This is a genomic window from Streptomyces sp. 378 (genome assembly GCF_030124145.1).
In the GTDB taxonomy this organism is placed as follows: domain Bacteria; phylum Actinomycetota; class Actinomycetes; order Streptomycetales; family Streptomycetaceae; genus Streptomyces.
Genome location: NZ_JASKMS010000086.1, coordinates 1 through 828 on the forward strand (window position 1 = coordinate 1; position 828 = coordinate 828).

Genomic DNA, 828 nt, shown 5'->3' on the forward strand with positions numbered 1-828 from the left:
CTTCCTTGTGGCCACAGCCGTGACCGTGGTGTGCAGCATCCGGCTCGCAGGGCTGGGTGACACCCTCGCCGACCGCACCGGCTGGGGCGAGGCCCTCTTCGGTGCGGTGCTGTTCGGCCTGGTGACGTCTCTCTCGGGCATTGTGATGACCGCCGTGAGCGCCGCCGCGGACCAGCCGCGCCTTGCCTACAGCAACGCCGTAGGAGGTATTGCGGCGCAGACGGTGGCACTCGTCGTCGCTGACGCTTTCCTGCGGAAGGTCAACCTCGAACACGCCGCCGCCTCGGTCTCCAACATGCTGTTCGGCTGCCTGCTCATCGGGCTGCTGGGCATCGCCCTCATGGCAACGTTCAGCCCGTCCGTGACCTTCCTGAGCCTGCATCCGGCCTCCGTCGTTCTGGTGGCCTTCTACCTCGGCGCTCTGGTCCTCATCCGCAGCCGCGGGGAACCCATGTGGCAGGCGGTACATACCCGGGACACGCTTCCCGATGTCCCGGACGCAGACGTCCAAGGGCTTGCCGCTCACTCGACACCCCGGCTGTGGAGCGAATTCGCCGCTGTGGCGGGACTCGTGGCTGTCGGCGGCTGGGCGGTGGCCCGGGCCGCGGAGGGCATCGTGGAGCACACAGGACTGAGTGCCGGCCTCGTGGGGGCTGTGTTCATGGGCCTGGCCAACGCCCTGCCCGAGACGGTCACCTCCATTGCCGCCGTCCGGCGTGGCGCTGTCACATTGGCCATCGCCGCCATCATCGGCGGCAACTGCCTGGACGCACTCAACCTGGTGGTCGGCGACATCGCCTATCGAGGCGGATCCCTCTACCACGCTGC

The 828-nt window shown here is 68.4% G+C and carries 1 protein-coding gene; it reads left to right on the forward strand.

Annotated elements, in window-relative coordinates; genetic code table 11:
• Positions 1-7: 7 nt before the first annotated feature.
• A partial coding sequence (locus QNO09_RS39610) for a sodium:calcium antiporter (RefSeq protein WP_283975067.1) occupies positions 8-828 on the forward strand: 821 nt, incomplete at its 3' end.